The organism is Streptomyces sp. MBT65 (assembly GCF_016612545.1).
Lineage (GTDB): Bacteria > Actinomycetota > Actinomycetes > Streptomycetales > Streptomycetaceae > Streptomyces.
The window spans coordinates 1-22,595 of the sequence record NZ_JAENRY010000193.1 but is presented as its reverse complement, the minus strand read 5'-3'; the positions used below and the strand labels follow the sequence as shown (position 1 = coordinate 22,595).

The window sequence follows — 22,595 nt, the reverse complement described above, 5'->3', positions numbered from 1 at the left end:
GGGGCCAGGGGGGCCGTCAAACCCCAGTGGCGGTACGGCTGTTCGCGGGTCGGGCCGTGCGGGTGGACGCGTTGGGCGGCCTTCTTGCCGAGCCGTTCGATGGGGTCGACGGACTGGGCGCAACCGGCGAGGAGGGTGGCCGCCAGGACGACGGCCACCGGTACCCGAACCCTCACAGGTAGTCCTCCAGGCGGGCCACCGCGTACCCCTCGGCGGTGACCTTGCCCAGGAAGCGGCGCATGTCGTCGACCATCGTGCCCTTCCACTCGTCACGGCCCCGGAAGTGCGTCAGGACGATGTCACCGGGGTGCAGGTCCTGGTCCCACTCTCGGTACTCCCAGTGGTCGACGAACACCTCCTCGTCCCAGATCGGGGCGTACTTGATGCCGCAGGACTTCGCGGCGACGAGGGTGTCGTGGTTGTAGTTGCCGTACGGCGGGCGGAAGACCGTCGGGGCCTTGCCGAACTGCTTCTTCATGATGTCCTGCATGCCGCAGATCTCACGCTTCTGCTCGGCGTACGACAGGCCCGGCAGGTACGGGTGCGTGAGGGTGTGGTTGTTGAGCGTGTGGCCCTGGGCCTGCATCTTCTTGAAGTAGCCGTAGTCGTCCTTCACCAGGTAGTTGCTGAGGAAGGCGGTGTACGGGATCTTCAGGTCGTTCATCATCCGCAGGAACGCGGGGTCCTTGTTCTCGCCGTCGTCGATCGTGAGGAACACGATCTTCTGCTTGGTGGGGATCGTGGTGAAGACCGGCGGGAGGTTCAACTCCTCCTGGTCGTCCACCTCGAAGCCCTTGCGCGCGGTGATCTCCGGCTTGTGCGCGGGGGCCGGGGGCGCCTGGAGGGGCACCTTCGGCAGCCCCCAGCGCTTCGCGGCGGCCACCCGGGCGGCGTACGCGGCGCGCAACCTGGTCGCATAGGAGTCCAGCGCGCGGGCCGGGGGCGCGTGCAGCGGCTGCGCGCCGCCGGCCGGGTGGACGGGCGCGCCGGAGCCGGACCCGCCGCACCCGGAGACGAGGGCGGCCAGCGCGAGGGCGGCGAGCACGCCACGGGCGACGCCCGTCGTCCGACCCCGAGTGCCCCGACCACCCCGGTTGCCGCCGGTTCCCCGGTCCTGAACCGACCGATTGATGTCATTTTGTACGACTACTCGCATGGGGTCGGATCTTTTCAGGCACCGGCCCCGATCCCCGTGCCGACACCGCCAACACACCGCCACCGGAGGCACACCGTCCACCGACTGGCCCACAATGACCCGGTGAACGACCCCGTACTCGCCTTCGCCGCCCTGCTCACTCCCGAGGGCCGCGCCCTCCTCGACGAGGTCCGCGGCACCGACCCGGCCAAGGAACTCGCCGTCGCGACCCGGCTGCGCCGCGAGCACCCCGCCGACCTCGTCTCGGCGGCCCTCGGCCAGGCGCGGCTGCGGCAACGGGCGGCAGCGGCGAAGTTCGCCCCCGAGGACGCCGACCGCATGTTCTTCACCCCGAACGGCTTCGAACAGTCGACTCGCGCGAGCGTCGCCACCTACCGCGCCCGCCGGCTGCTGGACCTGGGCGCGACCTCCGTCGCCGACCTCTGCTGCGGAATCGGCGGCGACGCGATCGCGCTCGCACGGGCGGGGGTGCGGGTGCTCGCCGTCGACCGCGACCCGCTGACCGTCGCGGTGGCCCGCGCGAACGCGGAGGCGCTGGGCCTCGCCGACCTCATCGAGGTGCGCGAGGCGGATGTCACGGATGTGGACACGTCCGCGTACGACGCCGTGTTCGTCGACCCCGCGCGACGGGGTGGACGCGGCCGCATCTTCGACCCGGAGGCGTACTCGCCCCCGCTGTCCTGGGCCATCGGCGCGGCTACGGCGGCCCCGCTCGCCGCGCTGAAGATCGCACCCGGGGTTCCGCACGAGGCGATCCCGGCGACGGCCGAGGCGGAGTGGGTCTCCGACGGGGGTGATGTGAAGGAGGCGGTGCTGTGGTTCGGGACGGGGGTGCGGCCGGGGGCCGTCCGGGCAACTCTGCTGCCGGGCCCGCGCGTTCTTCACGGGCGCGGGTTGCCTGATCCCGAAGCCCGTTCCGTGGGGCGGTACTTGTACGAGCCCGACGGTGCGGTCATTCGCGCGCATCTCGTCGCCGAGGTCGCGGAGGAGGTGGGGGGCGGGCTCATCGACGAGACGATCGCGTATGTGACGGCCGATGAGCTACGGCCGACCGCGTACGCCTCCGCCTATGAGATCACCGATCAACTGCCGTTCGGGGTGAAGAAGTTGAAGGCGGTGCTGCGGGAGCGGGGGGTGGGGGTGCTGACGGTGAAGAAGCGGGGGTCCGCTGTCGAGCCGGAGGAGTTGCGGAAGAAGGTGAAGCCTCAGGGGCCCAACTCGGCGACGGTGTTTCTCACTCGGGTGGCGGGGGCGCCGACCATGTTGATCGGGCGCCCTGTCTGACGGTTGGTCAGGGGAGGGGTTCGATGGTGTGGCCGCGGAGGACTCGGGCGCGGCGGCTTGCCGCGTGGGCGAGGTCGCAGACGTAGCGCCTCGTCCCGTGACCCGGCACGCGAAGGTGCCACGGCAACATGCCGACCGACGCTCCGTCCAGCGCGAGGATCTGGCCGTCGACAGCCTCCAGCACGTCTTGATCCCCCGAGTACCCCGAGTCCCCGACCATGTGACGGTCCGTCGAATTCCGGCACCGGGGGACGCCCCGTGTACCCCCTTTGTCCTACGACTGAGCTACGACTCCTTCTCTGCCCGGCGCAGCAGGAGTTGGCGTTCGCGTTCGTTTCGGGCGAGGGCGGCGGCTCGGGTGAACTCCGCCCTCGCCTCCGTCGTACGGCCGAGGCGCAGCAGCAGGTCGCCGCGGACGCTCGGGAGCAAGTGGTAGTCGCGCAGGGCGGGTTCGGCCGCGAGGGTGTCGACGATCTCCAGGGCCGGGGCCGGGCCCTCCGCCATCGAGACGGCCACCGCGCGGTTCAACTCCACGACGGGGGAAGGGGATCGGGCGGCGAGGAGGCCGTACAGGGTGGCGATCGTCGGCCAGTCGGTCTCGTCGTAGGTGTACGCGTGGGCGTGGCAGGCGGCGATGGTGGCCTGGAGGGCGTAGGGGCCGGGGGCGCCGGTGGCAACCGCGTCCGCGCGGCCGAGGGCGGTGATGCCGCGGGCGATGAGCAGGCGGTTCCAGCGGCGGCGGTTCTGGTCCTTGAGGAGGACGGGGTCGCCGTTCAGGGCGGTGCGGGCGGCCGAGCGGGAGGCCTGGAACTCCAACAGGGAGGCCAGGGCGTGCACTTCGGGTTCCTTCGGCATCAGGGCGGCGAGGAGGCGGGCGAGTCGGAGCGCGTCCTCGCAGAGGCCGGGGCGGAGCCAGTCGTCGCCCGCCGTCGCCGCGTAACCCTCGTTGAAGATCAGGTAGATGACGTCCAGGACGGAGCCGAGGCGGGCCTCGCGGTCGGGGCCGTAGGGGACCTCGAAGGCCACGTTCTTCGTCGCCAGGGTGCGTTTGGCGCGGACGATGCGCTGGGCGATCGTCGGTTCGGGGGCGAGGAAGGCGCGGGCGATCTCGGGGGTGGTCAGGCCGCCGAGGAGGCGCAGGGTAAGGGCGGTGCGGGCCTCGGGGGACAGCACCGGGTGGCAGGTGGTGAAGACCAGGCGCAGGAGGTCGTCGTCGATGTCGTCGGGGGCGGCGGGTTCCTCGGGCGGGGCCGTGGTCTCCAGGGTGCGGCCGATCTCCTGGAGCTTGCGGGCGTAGTTCTCGCGGCGCCGGATCAGGTCGACGGCGCGGTGCCTGGCGGTGGCCATCAGCCAGGCGCCCGGGTTGTCGGGCACGCCGTCCCTCGGCCACTGTTCGAGGGCGGCAACGAGGGCGTCCTGGGCCAGTTCCTCGGCGATGCCGACGTCGCGGACCGTGCGGGCGACGGCGGCGATGATGCGGGGGGACTCGATGCGGAAGACGGTCTCGATGGTGGTGTGCGGGTCCGTACCGGTGCGGTGCGGGGCTGCGGTGGGCTGTGATTCCGGAGTCACAACCCACCATGCAACACCCCCGGCGACCTCAGGCCAAGGAAGACCGGGACCGGCCACGGACGTACGAGGAAGAACGGGGACCGCTCAGCCCTCCGCGATCTCCCGCACCTCGCACGTCACCGTCCAGAACTCCTCGTGCACCTTCAGGAACCGCTTCGTCCACTCGATCGCCTCGGCCATGTCCTTGCACTGCATGAGCGCGTAGCCGCCGACGACCTCCTTGGACTCGGTGAAGGGGCCGTCGGTCACGGAGATCTTGCCGCCCTCCCAGTGCACACGGGCGCCCTGCGCGGTCGGGGTGAGGCCGGCGGTGTCGAGCATCACGCCGGCCTTGGTGATCTCCTCGATCAGCTCGCCCATGCGCTGCATCAGTTCGGGGCTGGGGCCCTCGGCGGGGGCGGTCTTCTCGTCGATCTGCACGAGGGAGAGATAGCGGGGCATGGTGACTCCTCGGGTCGTTCTCTGCTGTTCTCCGGCCGGGTTCCTCCCGGCCTTTCAACCATGCGTCGAACGAGGGGCCGGCGGATCGACACACTCGCCGGAATTCCCCGGAGATTTTTTCCGGGTTCCGGTTTCCGCAGGTCACGTGTCTTTCGGAGGCGCGCGGAAGCTAGTCCAGCTCGTCCCCGAACCTCGCCTTCGCGTACGCCGCGCCGACCGCCTTCCCGCCGAAGACGAGCGCCGCGTCCGTCACCAGCCCCGTCGGCCGGCCCCGCAGCTCCCACACGGCACCGTCCCCCGCGTTCTCATGGACCGTCGCGGCCGCCAGGTCGGCGTAGCCGTTGCCGTTGATGTCGAGGAGCTGGACGGAGCTGCCGAAGTCGTCGCCCTTTTCCGCGGTGCCGGGGATTCCGGGGGTGTTCTGGGTGAAGCCCTGGGCGCCCGCGCCGGTCAGGCCGGTGCGGCTGCCGCGGAGGATGTTTACCATCCCGGCCCGCAGGCTGCCGAGGCCCTCGGACGCGACGCCCACGGCCACGTCGTCGATACCGTCGCCCGTGATGTCGCCGACGGCCACCGACCACCCGAAGTTGTCGCCCGACTCCTTCGCGCCCGGCACGCCGGGGGTGTTCTGCGAGAAGAACTTCCAGGTGGCGGGCGGGGTCAGGCCGCTCTTCGAGCCGTACGCCACCATGATCCGCTCATTGAGGGAGTCCCCGGTGACCAGGTCGTCGTAGCCGTCGCCGTTGACGTCGCCCAGCGCGGTGGCCGAGCCGTAGAACGGTTCGTCGGTGCGGACCAGGCCCGAGGGCGAGCTGAGGTACAGCTGGGCGCAGTAGTAGCCCTCGCCGCAGTACGCCTCCAGGGCCAGGTCGTCGCGGCCGTCGCCGTTGACGTCCCCGGCGCCGCCGTCCCAGATGTCGATGACCTTGAGGTAGCCGTCGGGGTCGATGGCGGTGGTCCCGGACGGTGTGCCGGTGCGGGTGACCGGGCCCTTCCAGATCGTGCCCGTCGTACCGGACGGGTCGTCCATCTGGCTGTATCCGGTGCGGAACAGGGCCAGGTCCGGCTTGCCGTCGCCGTCGAAGTCACCGGTCTGCGTGTTGGAGGCGGGGATCGACGTGCCGGTGCCGGACAGGCCCCCGGGGCCGCCCCAGACGATCACCGAGTCGGTCGCGCCCACTCCCACGCCGATCACCAGGTCCGCGTAGCCGTCGCCGTCCAGATCGCCCTTGGACACCTGCTGCCCGAACTTCTGGTCCTTCACGGGACTGCCCGGAATCCCGTTGCCGGCCCGGCTGATGACGGTCCGTCGGGCGGTCGAGAGGCCGTGCGGGCCGCCGTACATCACCGTCACCTCGCCCGCCCTGCTCTGTCCACCGACGGTGGCCCAGGGGGCACCCACGACGAGGTCCTGATAGCCGTCGCCGTTGAAGTCGTCGTGGACGGGGGCCGCCGTCGCGTGCGCCGTGGACGGCACAACTCCCAGCACTGCCAGGCCCATTGCGAGCGGCCCCGCCCAACGGACGTACGAACGCGCGGAGAACACCGGGCTACCCCCTCGTGACGGTGACACTTCACCGCACGAGACCGCTCAGCCCCCTCATAGGTTGTAGTGGCCCGGGTGGTGGTGGCCCGGGTGGTGGTGGCCCGTCACTTCAGCGACTCCCACAGCTCGCTCGCCGCCGGCTCCTTCGCGACCACCCGGTTCGGATCGGACGGTGCCGTGACGTTCGGCATCGTCACCGTCGTCACCGCGTCCGCCGACAGGCCCTTCAAACTCTCGCCGAGGCTGATGAGTTCGCTCAGGGAGTCGAGGCCGGTGTCGGTGGTGAGGCTGTCGGTGACCGCGTCGGTGACCTCGTAGAGCTTGGTCGGATCGGTCAGCAGGTCGTGGGCGGAGATCTGGCTCAACAGGGCCTTCACCAGGGTCTGTTGGAGGCCTATTCGGCCGAGGTCGCTGCCGTCGCCGATGCCGTGCCGGGTACGGGCGAACGCGAGGGCCTGCGTGCCGTCGAGGTGGTGGGTGCCCTTCTTGAGGTGCAGATGGCTGTCGTCGTCGTCGATGTCCTGGGTGGTGGTGACCGTGACCCCGCCGAGCGCGTTGACGAGCTTCGCGAAGCCCGCGAAGTCGATCTCTATGTAGTGGTCCATGCGGACACCCGTGATCGACTCGACCGTCTTGACCGCGCAGACCGGACCGCCCACCGAATAGGCGGTGTTGAACATCGCGTTGTACGCCACCGACGTGGAACCCCCCGACGACAGCGGGCAGGACGGGCGGGTGACGAGGGTGTCGCGCGGGATGCTGACGATCGTGGCCTTCGTACGGCCCGCGTCGAGGTGGACGACCATCGCGGTGTCGGAGCGGGCGCCGGTGCTGCTGCCGCCGCCGAGCGCCTTGTTCTCCTTGCCGCTGCGCGAGTCGGAGCCGAGGACCAGGATGTTCAGGGAGCCGGTCGGCACGGGGGAGGCGGACGCGGACGCGGCGGCGAAGGGGGTGGTCACCGCCTTCGCGGGGCGGTCGGCGCCGAGCGCGCTGTCGATGTCGACGCTCTTGATGTTGCTGTTGAGATGCCAGTAGGCCCAGCCAGCCGTGGCCACGCCCAGGACGAGGGCGCCGGCCAGAGTGAGGCCGGCGATCTTCAGCACGCGTGATCGCCGGCCCACTCGTCTGTCGTAATCGGCGTTCTCTTTGTCCGTCACGGGGAGGAACGTAAGTCCGAATTATTAGGAGAAAGTTAGGGGAGGCGTCCCAGGACGGTTTTCTACGGAAAATCTCACGGTTCTCAGCCCCGCTTCACGCCCCGCCCCGCCCTCTCGTCCCCTTCACCCCAGGGTCACCACCGGTACCGGATTGCTCCCGGTCCAGGACGCGTTGAACCCGAACGTCACCGAACCCCCGTCCGGTACCGACCCGTTGTAGCTCGCGTTCGCACAACTCACGGCAGACCCGGACTGGGCGCAGGTCGCGTTCCAGGCCTGCGTGATCTGCTGGCCCGCGCCGTACGTCCAGGTCGCCTTCCAGGACGACAGCGAGGCCCCGGAGCAGGAGATCGTCACCTGCCCGGTGAACCCGGTGTTCCACTGACTGCTCACGCCGTACGTCGCCGAGCACGCCCCGGTCGGCGGGGTCGTCGTCGTACCGCCGAGCGCTTCCGCGATGCCGTAGTACGCCGGTTTCGGCGCGTAGTTCTCGTCGTACGGCGTCGCCGCGCCGTAGCCCGGGAAGGTGCCCGGCACCCAGGAGTCGGAGTCGGTGAAGCCCCACGCGGTGACGTTGACGCAGCGCGCGACGGCGACACAGGCGGCGACGACGCTCTTGAAGTCGGCCTTCTGCTGGGCGAGTTTGGTGGCATCCGCCGGGAGTGCCATCCGTACGTCGAGCTCGGTGATCGCCACGTCCACGCCCAGGTCGGCGAAGCGCTGGATGTTCTGCTGGAGGGTGGCCGGTACCTGGCCGAGGACGAGGTGGGCCTGGAGGCCGACGCCGTCGATCGGAACGCCTTGCGCCTTCAGGGACTTGACCAGGTTGTAGAGGGCGGTGGACTTCGCGTTGACGCCCTCGACGTTGTAGTCGTTGATGTACAGCTTGGCCGCCGGGTCGGCCGCGTGGGCCCAAGTCAGCGCCTGGGCCATGTAGTTGGCGCCGAGGCCGTTGTACCAGAGCGTCGAGCGGTAGGTGCCGTCCTCGTTGAAGGGTTCGTTCACCACGTCCCAGGCGGTGATCTCGCCCTTGTAGCGGCCGACTTCGGTACTGATGTGGTTCTGGAGCAGGCTGCTCAACTGGGCCGAGGTCCAGGTGCCGTTCGTCAGCCAGCTCGGGTTCTGGCTGTGCCAGACCAGGGTGTGGCCGCGCACCTGCTGGTTGTAGGCCTGCGCGAAGGCGACGATCTGGTCCGCCTCCGACCAGTTGAAGCTGCCCTGGGTGGGCTCGACCGTCTCCCACTTCATGGCGTTGCCGGGAGTGAGCGAGCTGAACTGGGCGCCGGCGATGTCGCCGTACGTGCCGGTGAGCTTGGAGCCGGTGACCGCGGTGCCGATGACTTTGCCCTTCGCGGCGGCGAGGTCGCGCAGCGGGGTGTCGGCGGCGTGCGCGGCGGGGCTCGCGAAGAGCATCACGGCGCCGGTGAACAGGGCCGCGAGGGACAAGCCGGTTCTCAGAGATCTCATGCGGGTGCCTCCGAAAGTTTCGGTTGTGCAACCGATTGGCTTCGGAGGAGTGTGGGGCGGCTCACCCCACTCGTCAATACGTCACCTTCCGGCCACCCGCGTCACCGCGACCGGCAACCGGCAACCGGCAACCGGCGTCACGCCGCGGGCGCCGCCGTACTGCTCCGCACCACCAGGCTCGTCGCCAGCTCCACCCGCCGCGCCGTCGAGGACTCCGGCTCGCGCGCGAGGTCGAGCACCAGCTTCGCCGCCGCCTCGGCCATCTCGGTCAGGGGCTGTCGTACGGTCGTCAGCGGCGGGCCCACCCAGCGCGCGACCGGCAGATCGTCGAAGCCGACCACGCTGAGGTCCTCCGGGATGCGCAGGCCCAGTTCGCGCGCGGCCTCGTACAGGCCGAGCGCCTGGAGGTCGTTGCCGGCGAAGACGGCGGTGGGCCGGTCCGGGCGGCGCAGCAGTTCGAGACCGAGCCGGTAGCCGGCCTCGTGGTGGAAGTCGCCGGTGCTGATCAGCGAGGTGTCGACCGGCAGCCCGGCGGTCTCCAGGGCGGCCCGGTATCCGTCGACGCGGGCGCGGCTGCACATCATCCGCGAGGGCCCGCTGATCGCGCCGATCCGGGTGTGCCCGAGTTCGACCAGGTGCCGGGTGGCGGCCAGCCCGCCCTGCCAGTTCGTGGCGCCGATCGACGGCACGTCCGCGCCCGGGTCGCCGGCCGGGTCCATCACCACGAACGGGATGGACCGGCTGGTGAGCAGCGCCCGCTGGGACTCGTCGAGCCCGGACAGGACCAGGATCACGCCGTGCGGGCGGCGGGCCGCGACCTGGTCGGCCCAGGTCCGGCCCGGGGTCAGCCGGCCCGCGCTCTCGCTCAGCACCACGCTCAGCCCGGCGTCCCGCGCCACGTTCTCCACACCCCGGATGACCTCCATCGCCCAGGCGCTCTCCAGCTCGTGGAAGACCAGGTCGATCAGCGGGGAGCGGGTCGCCTCGGCGCGCCGGCGCCGGTAGCCGTAGACGCGGAGCAGCTCCTCGACGCGGGTGCGGGTCGCCGGGGCGACATCGGCGCGGCCGTTGAGGACCTTCGAAACAGTCGGAGCCGACACTCCGGCCTCGCGGGCGATCTCGGCGAGCGTGGCGGTCTGGGTCGGCCGACCCGCTGTCTGGGTTTCGGCGGAATCCGGGGCTGTCATGGCGGCGATCGTATCCCTGCGCGACCTCTTGACGAACCCCCCGGCGCGCCTTACGTTCCCGGAACATTCGTAGAACGGCTCGAAACATTCGCACGAGAGGTGCTGTCCATGGAGCCCAACACGTCCAACGGCGGACGTACGTTCAGCAGGCGCTGGGTGCTCGGCGCCGGTGCCACCACCCTGCTCACCACCGGCCTCACGGCCTGCGGCTCCAGCGACAGCACCGGCGGCAGCAGCACGGTCACCGCCTTCACCTACGGCGACGACGCGGCGAAGGTGCAGGTCAAGGCCGTCACCCGGTTCAACGCGTCGGCGGCGGCGAAGAAGGCCAAGGGCAAGATCAAGCTGGAGAAGGTGCCCGGCACCGACTACCCGGCCAAGCTGCGCACCGCGATGGGCTCGCCGAACGCGCCGGACGTCTTCTTCAACTGGGGCGGCGGCTCGATCAAGGCGTACCAGGAGGCGAACCAGCTGGTCGACCTCACCGACACCATCAAGTCCGACCCGGTCCTCAAGGACGGCTTCCTGCCCTCGGTGCTCGCGGCGGGCGCGCTGAAGGGCAAGAACTACGGCATACCGATGCGCGGTATGCAGCCCGTGATCCTCTTCTACAACAAGTCGGTCTTCGCCGCGCACAAGCTCCAACCACCCACCACCTGGACCGAGTTGCTCGACATCAACAAGAAGCTCAAGGCGGCGGACATCACGCCGTTCGCGCTCGGCGGGGCCGACATCTGGCCCGAGCTGATGTGGCTGGAATACCTGGTGGACCGGATCGGCGGGCCCGACGTCTTCGACCGGATCAAGAACGGCGACGCGTCCGGCTGGGGCGACCCGGCCGTCCTCAAGGCCGCCGAGACGGTCAAGCAGCTCATCGACGACGGCGCGTTCGGCAAGGGCTTCAGCTCCGTGTCGTACGTCAACGGGGGCGCGCCCGCTGTCTTCGCCAAGGGCAAGGCGGCGATGCATCTGATGGGGTCGTGGGAGTACTCGACGCAGCTCGGCAAGTTCCCGGACTTCGCCAAGACGAACCTGGGGTGGTCCGCCTTCCCGAAGTACGAGGGCGGTGCCGGTGACATCCGCAATGTGGTCGGCAACCCCACCAACTACTGGTCGGTGAACTCCCGTACGGGCAACAAGGACGCGGCGATCGCGTTCCTCCGCGACTGCGCGTCGGAGGCGTACGCGAAGGACCTGGTCGCCAACGGGGACATCCCGACGACCTCCAACGCGGAGAAGCTGCTGGACTCCTCGCCCAACCCCGAGTTCGCCAAGTTCCAGTACCAACTCGTGCAGCAGGCACCGGCGTTCACGCTGAGCTGGGACCAGGCGGTGGACCCGGACGTGTCGACGCCGATGCTCACCGAGATCAACAAGCTGTTCGTGGGGAAGAGTTCGCCGGAGCAGTTCGTGTCCGCGCTCAAGGGGCTCAAGTGACCCAGAGTGCGGCGGCGAAGGCCGGTCGCCCGCACGCGGTGTGGGCGATCCCGGGGGTGCTGTTCTTCGCCTTCTTCGCGGTGGCCCCCATGCTCCTCGCCGTCTATCTCTCCTTCACCACCTGGAACGGGCTCGGCGACCCGAAGCCGGTCGGTCTGGCCAACTGGCAGAAGCTGGTGCACGACGACCGGCTGACCCAATCCCTCACCGTCACCGTCCTGTTGACGGTGACGAGCTGGGCGTTCCAGACGGTGGTGTCGTTGCTGCTCGGGGTCTGGGCGGCAGGCCGGCAGCGCAACCGGGCGATCCTCTCCGCGATCTTCTTCGTGCCGTTCCTGCTCTCCTCGACGGCGATCGCGCTGCTCTTCTACGCGCTGCTGGACCCCAACTTCGGCGTCATCCACCAGGACACACTCGGCTCGACGAGCGGGGCGTTCCTCGCGATCGTGTTCGTCGGGGGCTGGCAGTTCATCCCCTTCCACACCCTCATCTACCAGGGCGGGGCCCGCCAGATCCCCGAAGTCCTCTATCAGGCGGCGGCCATTGACGGCGCGGGCCGCTACCGCCAGTTCTTCTCGATCACACTGCCCCAGCTCCGCAACACGGCCACGACCTCCAGCGTGCTGATGATCGTCGGCTCGCTCACCTACTTCGAGACCGTCCTGATCCTCACCCAGGGCGGCCCCGGCACGGACACGGCGATCCTGCCGTACCTGATGTACGAAGCCGGCTTCAAGAGCTACGACTTCGGCTACGCGAGCGCGATCGCGACCTTCCTGGTCGTCACCGCCACCGCGCTCTCCCTCGTCCTGGTCAGGCTCACCGGTTTCGGCGCCATGCGCAGTACCCGCGAAGGGATGTGACGGAGTGTCACACGACACCTTGCCGCGTCCGGTGAAGGCGACGGAGGAGCCGGTGGAACCCCCGCGCACCCGAAGGCGCCGCCACTGGACCCGACGCCCCAATCCCGTCGCCGGTCTCGGTTCCCTGCTCTGGCTGGCCGTCGTCATCGTCCCGATCTACGCGATGATCTCGGCCTCCCTCACCCGCCAGGACCAGGCCCTGGGCAACAACGCCCTGAAGCCGCCCACCGATCCGACCTTCGCCAACTACAACACCGTCCTGCACAACGGCTTCGGCCACTTCCTCGCGAACACGGCACTGGTCGCGGCGGCGGTCGTAGGCATCGTCCTGGTCCTCTGCGTGCCGCTGGCCTACGTGGCCGTACGCACGAGGACGGTCTGGTCGGGCGCGGCCTTCCGCCTGTTCCTGCTGGGAGTTGCCATCCCGGCCCAGGCGGTCGTGGTCCCCCTCTACCTGATGATCGCCAAACTCGACCTCTACGACAGCCTGTTGGCGGTGATCCTCCCCACCGCGGCCTTCGCGATGCCGGTCTCCGTGCTGGTCCTGACCGGCACACTGCGGGACATCTCGGAGGACCTGTACGAGGCGATGGCGCTCGACGGGGCCTCGGCGACCCGGATGCTGTTCCAGTTGGTCATCCCGATGACCAAGGGCGGTATCAGCACGGTCGTCATCTACGCGGCGCTCCAGGCCTGGAACGGCTTCCTCTTCCCGCTGATCTTCACCCAGTCCGACGGCCCCCGGGTCCTCACGCTCGGACTCTTCAACTACGTCAGCCAGTTCGGCGTGAACATCCCGGCCCTGCTCGCCTCGGTCGTCCTCTCCGGCATCCCGATCTTCGCCGTGTACCTGGTGGCCCGGCGCGCCCTGGTCGGCGGCCTGATGGGCGTGGGCGGCAAATGAGCTGCCCCGACTCACCTTTCCCGAACGGAGTTTCATGACCACCGCCCCCTGGCGCGACCCCGCCCTGCCCGCCGCCGCCCGCGTCGACGACCTGCTCGCCCGGATGACCCTGGAGGAGAAGACCGCCCAGCTCTACGGCGTGTGGGTGGGCGCCGCCACGGACGGCGACGGAGTCGCCCCGCTCCAGCGGGAGATGACCTCGGAGTACGACTGGGACGAACTGATCACCCAGGGTCTTGGCCAGCTCACCCGTTCCTTCGGTACGGCGCCGGTGGACCCGGAGTTGGGCGCGCAGGCCCTGGCCCGCGCGCAACGGCGGATCGCCGCCGCCGGCCGCTTCGGCATCCCGGCGGTCGCCCACGAGGAGTGCCTGGCGGGGTTCACGGCGTGGGGTGCGACGGCGTACCCGGTGCCGTTGGCGTGGGGCGCGAGCTTCGATCCGGGGCTGGTCGAGGAGATGGCCCGGCGGATCGGCGCGGACCTGCGGGCGGTCGGCGTCCACCAGGGGCTCGCCCCGGTGCTGGACGTCGTACGGGATCCGCGGTGGGGGCGGGTGGAGGAGACGATCGGCGAGGATCCGTATCTGGTGGGGACCATCGGTGCCGCGTATGTGCGGGGTCTCGAGTCGGCCGGGGTCGTCGCGACGCTGAAGCACTTCGCCGGGTACGCGGCCTCGGTGGGGGCGCGGAATCTGGCGCCGGTGCGGGCGGGGGTGCGGGAGTTCGCGGACGTGGTGCTGCCGCCGTTCGAGATGGCGTTGCGGGAGGGCGGGGCGCGGTCGGTGATGGCGGCGTACAACGAGACGGACGGTGTACCGGCGTCGGCGGATCCCCGGCTGCTGACCGAACTCCTGCGTGACGACTGGGGGTTCACCGGCACCGTGGTCGCCGACTACTTCGGCATCGGCTTCCTGGAGACACTGCACCGGGTGGCGGGCAGCCCGGCGCAGGCGGCGCACGCGGCGCTGGCGGCGGGGATCGATGTGGAGCTGCCGACGTTGAGGTGCTACGGGAAGCCGTTGGTGGAGGCGGTGCGGGCGGGGGTGGTCCCGGAGGCGTTGGTGGACCGGGCGGCGCGTCGAGTGCTGGTGCAGAAAGCCGAGTTGGGACTCCTGGACGAGGACTGGTCGCCGGAGCCGACCGAACGGATCGACCTCGACTCGGCGGCGAACCGCGCGCTGGCCCGCCGACTGGCCGAGGAGTCGGTGGTGTTGCTGGACAACCCGGACGGGTTGCTGCCGTTGCCGGCGGAGGCACGGATCGCGGTGGTGGGCCCGAGGGCGGCGGACGCGCTCGCGATGCTCGGCTGCTATTCGTTCCCGTCCCACGTGGGTACGCACCACCCCGAGGTACCGATGGGCATCGACATCCCCACGGTGCTGGAGTCGTTGCGCGCCGAACTCCCGGACGCCAAGGTGACGTTCGCGGAGGGGTGTGACGTCTCCGGCCCGGACACGAGCGGTTTCGAGGAGGCGGTCGCGCGGGCGTCCGAGGCGGATGTGTGCGTGGCGGTACTGGGCGACCGCGCGGGCCTGTTCGGACGCGGCACGTCGGGCGAGGGCTGCGATGTGGCGGACCTCCGACTCCCGGGCGTCCAGGCGGATTTGCTGGACACGCTGCTGTCGACGGGCGTCCCGGTGATCCTGGTCCTGCTGACCGGCCGCCCGTACGCTCTGGGCCGTTGGCACGGCCGACTGGGCGCGGTGGTCCAGGCGTTCTTCCCGGGGGAGGAGGGCGGCCCGGCGGTGGCGGGAGCACTGTCGGGCCGCGTCAACCCGTCGGGCCGCCTCCCGGTGAGCGTCCCGCACGCGCCGGGCGGCCAGCCGTGGACCTACCTCCAACCCCCACTGGGCCTGGCCGGCGAGGTCAGCAACCTCGACCCGACCCCGCTGTACCCCTTCGGCCACGGCCGCTCGTACACGAGCTTCGCGTGGGAGGTGGCAGAGGCGGCGGAACCCGTGATCGACACGGACGGCTCCTACGACCTGACACTCACCGTCCGCAACACGGGCGACCGGGCGGGTACGGAGGTCGTCCAGCTCTATCTCCACGACCCGGTGGCCTCGGTGACCCGCCCCGATGTCCGCCTGATCGGTTACCGGCGACTGGAGTTGGACCCGGGCGAGGTGTCCCGGGTGACCTTCCACTTCCACACCGACCTGTCGGCGTTCACGGACCGTACGGGCCGACGGGTGGTCGAACCGGGCGTACTGGAGCTGAGGTTGGGGGTTTCCAGCGCGGACGTACGACACACGGCGCGGTTGAATGTCACCGGACCGGTGCGGGTGGTCGGTACGGATCGACGGCTGTCGTGCGAGACGGAGGTACGAGCCCAGGGATGACAGCCATGACCCTATGCCGACAGAACCCTGACTACTCGCCCACCGACTCGAACCGCCACCGATGCACCGCCCGCATGACCAACTCCCCCTCCGGCTCAGGGAGTTCGGGCAGTTCGGTGTCGTAGTCCGCGTCCCACCACGTGATGACGAGGACGCGGTCCTGGGGGGCGCGGAGGAACTCCCGGCGCAGGGGCTCGGGCGACAGCTTCTGGGTCCGGGCCCAGGCGAGGAGTTCCTCGCCCCGGCCGGTGGCCGCCCGTGCCTCCCACATCAACGCGACCGTCGTCACGAGTACAGGTTCTCCTTGCCGGCCTCGTGGACGTGGTCGTGGGAGTGGCCGGGGACGTGCGGGTCCGTGACCGGGAGGGACGAGTCCGCCGAGAGGTCCCAGTCCGACGGGGTGCGGTTGCGGGCCACCATTTCCGCGCCCAGGGCGGCGACCATCGCGCCGTTGTCCGTGCACAGTTTCGGGCGCGGGACGCGGAGGCGGATGCCCGCCGCCTCGCAGCGTTCCGCCGCCAGCGCCCGCAGCCGCGAGTTCGCGGCGACTCCGCCGCCGATCATCAGGTGGTCGACGCCCTCGTCCTTGCAGGCCCGTACGGCCTTGCGGGTGAGGACGTCGACGACCGCCTCCTGGAAGGACGCCGACACATCGCGCACCGGCACGTCCTCCCCCGCCGCCCGCTTCGCCTCGATCCAGCGGGCCACGGACGTCTTCAGCCCGGAGAAGGAGAAGTCGTACGCCGGGTCGCGCGGCCCGGTGAGTCCGCGCGGGAACGTGATCGCCGTGGGGTCGCCCTCCTTCGCGTACCGGTCGATGACCGGGCCGCCCGGGAAACCGAGGTTCAGGACGCGCGCGATCTTGTCGAAGGCCTCGCCCGCCGCGTCGTCGATCGTCGCGCCCAGCGGCCGTACGTCCGAGGTGATGTCGGAGGAGAGGAGGAGGGAGGAGTGGCCGCCGGACACCAGCAACGCCATCGTCGGTTCCGGCAGCGCGCCGTGTTCGAGCTGGTCGACGCAGATGTGGGAGGCGAGGTGGTTCACGCCGTAGAGCGGCTTGCCCAGCGCGTACGCGTACGCCTTCGCCGCCGAGACGCCGACCAGGAGCGCGCCCGCGAGTCCCGGGCCCGCCGTGACCGCGATGCCGTCGAGGTCGCTCGCGCTCACGCCCGCGTCCTTCAGCGCGCGCCGGATCGTCGGGACCATCGCCTCCAGGTGGGCGCGGGAGGCCACTTCCGGTACGACCCCGCCGAAGCGGGCGTGCTCGTCGACGCTGGACGCGACCGCGTCCGCGAGCAGGGTGTGGCCGCGGACGATGCCGACGCCGGTCTCGTCGCAGGAGGTCTCGATGCCGAGGACGAGTGGTTCGTCAGCCATTGATCTGGGTTCCTTGTACGGAAGTGGAAGGGTCGGTCAGGCGCATCACCAGGGCGTCGACGTTGCCCGGCTGGTAGTAGCCGCGCCGGAACCCGATGGGCGCGAAGCCGAAGCGCTCGTACAGCTTCTGTGCCCGGACGTTGTCGACCCGGCATTCGAGCATGACCTCGGCGCACTCGAACTCGCTTGCCGCGGTGAGGAGTTCGGCGAGGAGGGTGGAGCCCAGGCCGGTGCCCCAGTGGTCGCGGGCGACGGCGATGGTCTGGATGTCGGCCTGCTCTCCGGTGGTGGCGAGGCCCGCGTAGCCGATGACCCGGACACCGCTCTCGGTCTCCTCGTCGGTGACCTCCGCGACCAGGTACCGCCGGGTCGCCTCCGCCCCCCGCGCATGCGCCAGTTCGGACCAGAACATGCCCCGGGACCAGGCGTCCTCGGGGAAGAGGTCCTTCTCCAGTTCGAGCACGGGGTCGATGTCCCACCAGCGCATCTCGCGCAGTCGAGGGCTCGTGGATTCGGTCACTTGGGGGTGACCACCTTGTAGTTCTTGGGCACCTGCGCGTCGGGACGGCGCAGGTACAGCGGCCGGGGCTCGGGAAGTTCGACGCCCGCCGCCAGTCTCTCGGCGGCCAGGGCGGCGAGCGCGGCGGCGGACACGTGCTGCGGCTCGTGGGCGGAGGGGAAGGTGTCCGGGTAGAGCAGCGCACCGGCGCCGACGGCGGGCAGCCCCGCGACCTGCTCGGCGATCTCGGCGGGCCGGTCCACGGCCGGGTCGGTGACCCGGGTGCGGGAGTCGGCGTAGCGCGCCCAGTAGACCTCCTTGCGCCGCGCGTCGGTGGCCACCACGAAGGGGCCGTCGAGGTCGGCGGCGTAGGCGAGGCCGTCCAGCGTGCACACACCGTGCACGGGTACGCCGAGCGCGAGCCCGAAGGTGTCGGCGGTCATCAGCCCGACGCGCAGCCCGGTGTAGGGGCCGGGGCCGATGCCCACGACGATTCCCGTGACGGCGTCGAGCGTGAGCCCCGCGTCGGCGAGCACATGGTCGACGGCCGGGAGCAGCAGCTCACCGTGGCGGCGCGCGTCCACCTGACTCGACGAGGCGATGACGGCCTCGCCGTCGTGCAGGGCGACGGTGACGGCTGGGGTGGCGGTATCCAGAGCGAGCAAGAGCACGCAAACAGCCTACGGCTCCGACGCCGTGCGCACGGCCGCCCCGGTCGGCCCGGTCCCGGCTGCTACGGTCACCTGGGGTCACCGGACTTACAGGACGTACGGGACACCGTGACAGCACGTACGGGACACCGACACAGGACGTATGAGACGCGGAGGTGGGCGCCGATGGCCGGCAGCAGCTCGGGAATCGTGGCCGGGCTCACCGTGGCGGCCGTCGCCACGGTCGGCTTCCTCGCCTATCAGGCGTCGGCGACCGTCCCGGCGGGACTGGAGAACACGGCCCGGGCGAGCGCCTCACCCGCGGTGGCCTCCTCGAAGGTGCCGCGCGACAAGAAGAACCCCGTCGCGCTGCCGGCCGGCTCGGGCAGGGGCGAGCGGGTCGTGTACTCGGTGGACGACGACCGGGTGTGGCTGGTCGCCGAGAACGACAAGGTCAACCGCACGTTCAAGGTCACCCCCGGCACGGTGGACCCGCCCACGGGCACCTATCCGGTCACCTCCCGCTCGAACGCGATCACCGGCACCGACGGCACCCCCATCCAGCATGTGGTCCGCTTCACGAACGCGGACAATGTCGCGATCGGCTTCAGCGTGGCGATCAGCGGGGCGACCGACGAACCCGACCCCATGACCAAGTCGGGCGGCATCCGCGAGTCGCCGGAGGACGGCAAGGCGATGTGGGAGTTCGCGACGATCGGCCAGAACGTCGTCGTCATCCGCTGAGCACCATCACGTCCCAGGGGGCGCGGAGCGCGGGGCCGTATCGACATGCGGCTCCGCCACGTGGGTACGACCGGCCCCCACCGGCCCGCGGCCGAACGACTACGCGGCTTTACGAGGCTCGACCGGCGGAGCCACAGGAGCCCGCGGCGGTGTGGAGACAGCCCTCGCGGCCTCGCCCGCAGCCAACAACTCCCGCATGGACACCCCGGCGAACGCATACGGCCGCGGCTGCTGGTGCTGGTTCTCTGAAGCCGACATGGACGCCTCCTGGAAGCCGGGGGCAGACGTGGTTAGGTAGACCTAACTACGCACCGGATACCATGTGACCACGCCCGGGACCCCGAACGCAACATCTTGCCGACACCTTGTCGGAACCAACACGGGTCAGCCGCCGAGCACACCCAGTTCGACGGAGGCCCATCGCGCACCGAGCCCGGTGACGGTGACATGCCGTACCTCGTCCACGGTGTCGCCGACGGCGCGGTGGATGACGAGGGACAGCCGGTCGTCCGTCAACTCCTCGACCTTCCCCTCACCCCACTCCACGACGATCACGGACTCGGGCAGCGAGACATCGAGGTCCAGGTCCTCCATGTCGTCGAGCCCGCCGCTCAGCCGATACGCGTCGACATGGACGAGCGGCGGCCCCTCGCCCAGCGAAGGGTGCACCCGGGCGATCACGAACGTCGGTGAGGTCACCGCGCCCCGGACGCCGAGCCCCTCGCCCAGTCCCCGGGTGAGTGTCGTCTTGCCGGCGCCCAGCTCGCCCGTGAGCATCACGAGGTCGCCCGCGCGCAGCAGTTTGGCGAGTCGGCGCCCCAACTCCCGCATCTGTTCGGGGGAGTTGACGGTGATCGATACGGACAGGGGCTCAGCCGCGTTGTGCGGTGCTGCTGGTGCTTCCATAGCCGCTTACGGTAGCCCCTGCCGGCACGGCACCCGCGCGGGTGAGCAGGTCGGCGAGGCGGTCGGTGACCACCTCCGGGTGCTCCAGCATGACCAGGTGCCCGGCGTCCGGCACGAGCACCAGCTCGGCGTCCGGCAGCAGGTCGGCGATGGCCTCGCTGTGCTCACTGGGCGTGACGAGATCGCCGATCCCGGCGAGCACGAGCACCGGCATGTCCTTGAAGTGGGTGAGCGCGGCGGTCTTGTCGTGGTCGGTGAACGCCGGGTAGAACTCGGCGACGACGTCGATGGGCGTGCCCTCGATCATCCGCTCGGCGAAGCGCGCGACCGCCGGATCGACGTCCCGCGAGGCGAACGAGTACCGCTTGATGATCCCCGCGAACAGATCGGCGGTGGCCCGCCGCCCCCGCTCCACCAGCGCGGCCTGCTGCCCGAGCGCCTTCAGCACACCGGGCAGCACCCGCCGTACCGCGTTGACGCCGACGACCGGCAGCCCGAAGTTGACCTCGCCGAGCCGCCCGGAGGACGTACCGACGAAGGCGGTGGCGACGACCCGGTCGCGGATCAGCTCGGGGTACTGGTCGGCGAGGGCCATCACCGTCATGCCGCCCATGGAGTGCCCGACGAGCACGATCGGCCCCTCGGGCACGGCCGCGTCGATCACGGCTTTCAGGTCGCGCCCCAACTGGTCGATGGTGAGCGGCATGTCGTCTTCCAGCTGCGCCACTCCGCGCGCGGAACGCCCATGGCTGCGCTGGTCCCAGTGCACGGTCCGCACGACCCCGCGCAGGGCCGCCCGCTGGAAGTGCCAGGAGTCCTGGTTGAGGCAGTAGCCGTGGCTGAAGACGACGGTGACGGGGGCGGGCGCCTTGCGGCCGAAGAGCCGACGGCGCTTCGGGGTCACGGCGGCGGCCGGCTCGATGTCGTCGACCTCGTAGTACAGCTCGGTGCCGTCGTCGGCGCGGGCCGTGCCGGGGGTGCCGCGCAGCGAGCCGTACGGTCCCGTGGAGTCGAGCGCCAGCCGGGCCCGCTCGCGCATCCCACGCCCGACGGTCATCCGCTCTATGGCGACACCGGCGGCGGCCCCGGCGGCGATCACCCCTATCGCGGCGCCGGCGATACCGGTGGCCTTGCGCCAGTTCCCGGTCGCCCCCGCGGCGGCGGAGGCGACCGCGGCGACCGCCTCCGCACTGCTCTCGCTCACGTGCCGCTCCTCTTCACGTCAGGACCCTGCGCTACGTCGTCTCCCTCATACCCGGGGAGGACCTCGGGAACGACCTCGGAAACGATCTCGGGGACGACGACCTCATTGACGTAGACGCGGGGAACGCGTGTTCCGATGCGGGTCACGATCTCGTAGGCGATGGTGCCCGCGGCCTGCGCCCAGTCCTCGGCGGTGGGCTCGCCGTGGTCACCGGCCCCGAAGAGGACCGCCTCCGTGCCGGCCGCCGGCTCGTCCCCTCCCAGGTCCACGACGAACTGGTCCATGGCGACCCGGCCCGCGACGGTCCGCCACTTCCCGCCGACCAGTACCGGACCGGTGCCGGAGGCGTGCCGCGGGATGCCGTCGGCGTACCCGACGGGGATGAGCCCGAGGGTCGTCGTGCCCGGAGTGACGTAGTGGTGCCCGTAACTGACGCCGTGCCCGCCGGCCACCTGCTTCACCAGCGCGACGGACGCCTTCAGGGTCATCACCGGCCGCAGCCCGAGGTCGGCGGGCGAACCCACCTCCGGGCTGGGCGAGATGCCGTAGACGGCGATGCCGGTGCGGACGAGGTCGAAGTGCGCGTCTGGACGGGTGAGCGTGGCGGGCGAGTTGGCGATGTGCCGTACTTCGGGGCGCACGCCCTGCCCCTCCGCGTAGGCGACCATCTCGCGGAACAGGGCGAGTTGGGCGTCGATGGAGGGATGCCCGGGTTCGTCGGCGCAGGCGAAGTGCGACCAGAGCCCGGTGATCCGCAGCAGCCCGTCCGCCTCCGCGCGCAGGGCGGCTCCGACGAGTTCGGCCCAGTCGTCGCCGGGCTGGCATCCGTTGCGCCCGAGCCCGGTGTCGGCCTTGAGCTGCACGCGCGCGGGGAGCCCGACGGCACGGGCGGCCTCGGTGACCTCGTCCAGAGCCCACATCCCGCTCACCGACACATCGAGATCGGCCTCGATGGCCTGCCGCCAGGGCCCGCCCGGGGTCCACAGCCAGCACATGATCCGCACCCCGGCGGGCAGCCCGGCGCGGGCCCGCAGGTCGAGGGCCTCTTCGGGCGTGGCCGTACCGAGCCAGGTCGCCCCGGCCTGTACGGCCGCACGCGCGCAGGGCACCGCGCCGTGGCCGTACGCGTCGGACTTCACGACGGCCATGAGGGCCGCGCCCGGCGCGAGGGCGCGCAGGGCCCGCACATTGGCCCGCAGGGCGCCCAGATCGATCTCGGCGCGGGCGCGCAGCGGTGCGGTGGGCTGAGTGGCTGTCTCATTCATGGCACCCCCAGTGTCTCAGAGGCGACTGACACCCCTTCTGAGCCCTCCTTGTTCCCTGGCTGGTCCCTAGTTCCCGGGCCTGTGCCCCCACACGTACACCCGGTCGCCCTTCTTGAGGACGCCCCAGAGCTTGCGGGCGTCGGCGAGCCGCAGGTTGACGCAGCCCCAGGAGCCGACGGTGGTGTAGATGCTGCCGTAGACGGCGTGGAAGGCGATGCCCCCGTCGAAGAACTGGGCATACGGCATGGGGCTGTTGTAGAGCGTCGACCAGTGGTTCTTGTGCTTCCAGTAGATCTTGTGCCAGCCGCCCCGGGTCACATGCCCACTGCGCCCACTGCGCATCGGCACGGGCCCGAAGACGACCTTCTTCCCCTTCTGCACCCAGGTCAGCTGCCGATCCAGATCGACACAGGCGACGCGATACGACCGCACCGGACACTTCCGGGCGGCATTGGGATTCTTCCTGGCCGCGATCAACTGCATCCGCGCCCAGGTGACGGGCCCCGCGAACCCGATGGCCGGCTTGATCCCCTGCTTCTTCTGAAAGGCCTGGATCGCCTTGCAGTCGGCGGCCGACTGCAAGGCGATCCAGGCC

General features: G+C 70.5%; 22 protein-coding genes. 6 read left to right on the top strand and 16 right to left on the bottom strand.

What is annotated here, in order from left to right:
* Window positions 1-172: 172 nt before the first annotated feature.
* A complete protein-coding gene (locus JHN63_RS34190) occupies window positions 173-1,156 on the bottom strand; it encodes a polysaccharide deacetylase family protein (RefSeq protein WP_200688110.1) in 984 nt (327 codons plus the stop codon).
* Here JHN63_RS34190 and JHN63_RS34185 point away from each other — a divergent pair.
* Window positions 1,139-2,440, top strand: a complete 1,302-nt coding sequence (locus tag JHN63_RS34185) for a methyltransferase domain-containing protein (RefSeq protein ID WP_374222971.1) — start codon at window positions 1,139-1,141, stop codon at window positions 2,438-2,440. The two genes, JHN63_RS34190 and JHN63_RS34185, sit on opposite strands and share 18 nt — an antisense overlap.
* A 7-nt stretch (window positions 2,441-2,447) precedes the next feature.
* Here JHN63_RS34185 and JHN63_RS34180 read toward each other — a convergent pair whose 3' ends face one another.
* The 7 genes from JHN63_RS34180 to JHN63_RS34150 form a co-directional block, all read right to left on the bottom strand.
* Entirely contained in the window at window positions 2,448-2,624 is a 177-nt protein-coding gene (locus JHN63_RS34180; protein WP_200688106.1) for a hypothetical protein, read from the bottom strand.
* A gap of 101 nt (window positions 2,625-2,725) precedes the next feature.
* Window positions 2,726-4,012 carry an RNA polymerase sigma factor gene (locus JHN63_RS34175; RefSeq protein ID WP_200688104.1) on the bottom strand — a complete coding sequence of 429 codons (1,287 nt, stop codon included), beginning with the start codon at window positions 4,010-4,012 and terminating at the stop codon, window positions 2,726-2,728.
* Between the two features lie 84 nt (window positions 4,013-4,096).
* The gene (locus JHN63_RS34170; protein ID WP_043676922.1) at window positions 4,097-4,453 is read right to left on the bottom strand and encodes a YciI family protein; all 357 of its coding nucleotides are present in this window, start codon (window positions 4,451-4,453) and stop codon (window positions 4,097-4,099) included.
* A 169-nt stretch (window positions 4,454-4,622) separates the two neighbouring features.
* The gene (locus tag JHN63_RS34165; RefSeq protein WP_234478123.1) at window positions 4,623-5,954 is read right to left on the bottom strand and encodes an FG-GAP-like repeat-containing protein; all 1,332 of its coding nucleotides are present in this window, start codon (window positions 5,952-5,954) and stop codon (window positions 4,623-4,625) included.
* 149 nt (window positions 5,955-6,103) lie between these two features.
* Window positions 6,104-7,156 carry an LCP family protein gene (locus tag JHN63_RS34160; RefSeq protein WP_200688100.1) on the bottom strand — a complete coding sequence of 351 codons (1,053 nt, stop codon included), beginning with the start codon at window positions 7,154-7,156 and terminating at the stop codon, window positions 6,104-6,106.
* Window positions 7,157-7,279: 123 nt separating this feature from the next.
* Window positions 7,280-8,623 (bottom strand): endo-1,4-beta-xylanase, encoded by a 1,344-nt coding sequence (locus JHN63_RS34155; protein ID WP_200688098.1) that lies wholly within the window; start codon window positions 8,621-8,623, stop codon window positions 7,280-7,282.
* Between the two features lie 137 nt (window positions 8,624-8,760).
* Entirely contained in the window at window positions 8,761-9,810 is a 1,050-nt protein-coding gene (locus tag JHN63_RS34150) for a LacI family DNA-binding transcriptional regulator (RefSeq protein ID WP_200688096.1), read from the bottom strand.
* Between the two features lie 108 nt (window positions 9,811-9,918).
* On the opposite strand from JHN63_RS34150, the gene JHN63_RS34145 reads away from it, so the two are divergent.
* From JHN63_RS34145 to JHN63_RS34130, 4 genes are read left to right on the top strand one after another with little or no spacing between them, the layout of a single operon-like run.
* Window positions 9,919-11,247, top strand: a complete 1,329-nt coding sequence (locus tag JHN63_RS34145; RefSeq protein ID WP_200688094.1) for an ABC transporter substrate-binding protein — start codon at window positions 9,919-9,921, stop codon at window positions 11,245-11,247.
* Window positions 11,244-12,110 carry a carbohydrate ABC transporter permease gene (locus tag JHN63_RS34140; protein ID WP_200688086.1) on the top strand — a complete coding sequence of 289 codons (867 nt, stop codon included), beginning with the start codon at window positions 11,244-11,246 and terminating at the stop codon, window positions 12,108-12,110. The genes JHN63_RS34145 and JHN63_RS34140 overlap by 4 nt, the downstream gene beginning before the upstream one ends.
* 4 nt (window positions 12,111-12,114) lie before the next feature.
* Window positions 12,115-13,014, top strand: coding sequence for a carbohydrate ABC transporter permease (locus JHN63_RS34135; protein WP_374222970.1), 900 nt, complete (start codon window positions 12,115-12,117; stop codon window positions 13,012-13,014).
* Between the two features lie 34 nt (window positions 13,015-13,048).
* Window positions 13,049-15,355, top strand: coding sequence for a glycoside hydrolase family 3 N-terminal domain-containing protein (locus tag JHN63_RS34130; RefSeq protein WP_200688084.1), 2,307 nt, complete (start codon window positions 13,049-13,051; stop codon window positions 15,353-15,355).
* 31 nt (window positions 15,356-15,386) lie between these two features.
* Here JHN63_RS34130 and JHN63_RS34125 read toward each other — a convergent pair whose 3' ends face one another.
* From JHN63_RS34125 to tsaB, 4 genes are read right to left on the bottom strand one after another with little or no spacing between them, the layout of a single operon-like run.
* Window positions 15,387-15,626, bottom strand: a complete 240-nt coding sequence (locus JHN63_RS34125; protein ID WP_200688114.1) for a hypothetical protein — start codon at window positions 15,624-15,626, stop codon at window positions 15,387-15,389.
* A 14-nt stretch (window positions 15,627-15,640) separates the two neighbouring features.
* The gene (gene tsaD / locus JHN63_RS34120; RefSeq protein WP_200688082.1) at window positions 15,641-16,732 is read right to left on the bottom strand and encodes a tRNA (adenosine(37)-N6)-threonylcarbamoyltransferase complex transferase subunit TsaD; all 1,092 of its coding nucleotides are present in this window, start codon (window positions 16,730-16,732) and stop codon (window positions 15,641-15,643) included.
* A complete protein-coding gene (rimI, locus tag JHN63_RS34115; RefSeq protein ID WP_200688112.1) occupies window positions 16,725-17,219 on the bottom strand; it encodes a ribosomal protein S18-alanine N-acetyltransferase in 495 nt (164 codons plus the stop codon). Before rimI ends, tsaD begins: the two co-directional genes overlap by 8 nt.
* A 29-nt stretch (window positions 17,220-17,248) precedes the next feature.
* On the bottom strand, window positions 17,249-17,902 hold the full coding sequence (gene tsaB, locus JHN63_RS34110; RefSeq protein ID WP_200688080.1) for a tRNA (adenosine(37)-N6)-threonylcarbamoyltransferase complex dimerization subunit type 1 TsaB: 654 nt from the start codon (window positions 17,900-17,902) through the stop codon (window positions 17,249-17,251).
* 165 nt (window positions 17,903-18,067) lie between these two features.
* Here tsaB and JHN63_RS34105 point away from each other — a divergent pair, with 165 nt between their 5' ends.
* Window positions 18,068-18,625, top strand: coding sequence for a L,D-transpeptidase (locus JHN63_RS34105; protein ID WP_200688078.1), 558 nt, complete (start codon window positions 18,068-18,070; stop codon window positions 18,623-18,625).
* 384 nt (window positions 18,626-19,009) lie between these two features.
* On the opposite strand, the gene tsaE is transcribed toward JHN63_RS34105, so the two are convergent.
* The 4 genes from tsaE to JHN63_RS34085 form a co-directional block, all read right to left on the bottom strand.
* Window positions 19,010-19,531 carry a tRNA (adenosine(37)-N6)-threonylcarbamoyltransferase complex ATPase subunit type 1 TsaE gene (gene tsaE, locus JHN63_RS34100; RefSeq protein WP_200688076.1) on the bottom strand — a complete coding sequence of 174 codons (522 nt, stop codon included), beginning with the start codon at window positions 19,529-19,531 and terminating at the stop codon, window positions 19,010-19,012.
* Window positions 19,497-20,735, bottom strand: a complete 1,239-nt coding sequence (locus tag JHN63_RS34095; RefSeq protein WP_200688064.1) for an alpha/beta fold hydrolase — start codon at window positions 20,733-20,735, stop codon at window positions 19,497-19,499. Before JHN63_RS34095 ends, tsaE begins: the two co-directional genes overlap by 35 nt.
* Complete coding sequence (alr, locus tag JHN63_RS34090) at window positions 20,732-22,000, bottom strand: alanine racemase (protein ID WP_200688062.1); 1,269 nt, start codon at window positions 21,998-22,000, stop codon at window positions 20,732-20,734. The genes JHN63_RS34095 and alr overlap by 4 nt, the downstream gene beginning before the upstream one ends.
* 66 nt (window positions 22,001-22,066) lie before the next feature.
* Window positions 22,067-22,595, bottom strand: a 529-nt coding sequence (locus tag JHN63_RS34085; protein ID WP_200688060.1) for a L,D-transpeptidase, incomplete at its 5' end; no start/stop codon positions are given.